Source organism: Bartonella sp. MU70NMGDW (assembly GCF_042194085.1).
In the GTDB taxonomy this organism is placed as follows: domain Bacteria; phylum Pseudomonadota; class Alphaproteobacteria; order Rhizobiales; family Rhizobiaceae; genus Bartonella; species Bartonella grahamii.
Window position 1 is genome coordinate 1 of record NZ_JBHIMK010000561.1, and the last position, 258, is coordinate 258.

The 258-nt window shown below is 40.3% G+C and carries 1 protein-coding gene; it reads left to right on the forward strand.

What is annotated here, in order from left to right; all coding sequences use genetic code 11:
* Positions 1–258 (forward strand): hypothetical protein (locus tag ACFIKE_RS12155; protein ID WP_375650222.1); only part of this gene is annotated, 258 nt, incomplete at both ends.

Genomic DNA, 258 nt, shown 5'->3' on the forward strand with positions numbered 1-258 from the left:
GCTTGAAAAGCAATTGGAAAGCCATGGCAGTAGCTTAGAAAGTGCAACAGCCGATGAGCACACTCGACAAGCTGCAGATGGTGTGACCATGGGCAATATTATCCGTGCTCTTAAAGCTATAGATGATGTTGATTGGACTGTATGGTTTGAAACAGTCAGTTGTGTCGATGCTATTTTACGTAAAAATAGTGATTTTTCTGAAGTTGATTCTCATTCACGCAGTACTTATCGACACGTCATTGAAAAAATTGCACGTTT